Annotated in this window: 1 protein-coding gene; it reads left to right on the top strand. The window is 53.6% G+C overall.

Annotated elements, in window-relative coordinates; all coding sequences use genetic code 11:
- A partial coding sequence (mobF, locus tag DIT71_RS17810) for a MobF family relaxase (RefSeq protein ID WP_158538987.1) occupies positions 1 to 330 on the top strand: 330 nt, incomplete at both ends.

Below are 330 nucleotides of genomic sequence, written 5' to 3'. Positions count from 1 at the left end.
CTTATTGATGCACATAACCAGGCCGTGGATTTTGCTGTCCGTCAGGTGGAGGCGCTGGCTTCCACACGGGTGATGACGGACGGACAGTCAGAAACGGTGCTGACCGGTAATCTGGTGATGGCACTGTTTAACCATGACACCAGTCGCGATCAGGACCCACAGTTACACACGCATGTAGTGGTGGCTAATGTCACGCAGCATAACGGCGAGTGGAAGACACTGAGCAGTGACAAAGTGGGGAAAACCGGATTTTCCGAGAACGTGCTAGCGAACCGGATTGCGTTCGGGAAAATATATCAGAGTGAGTTACGTCAGCGCGTTGAGGCGCTG

The sequence above is a fragment of the Marinobacter vulgaris genome (assembly GCF_003344045.1).
GTDB classification, from domain to species: Bacteria; Pseudomonadota; Gammaproteobacteria; order Pseudomonadales; family Oleiphilaceae; genus Marinobacter; species Marinobacter vulgaris.
Note: the sequence above shows the minus strand (reverse complement) of the source record. Positions and strands in the feature narration are given on the sequence as shown.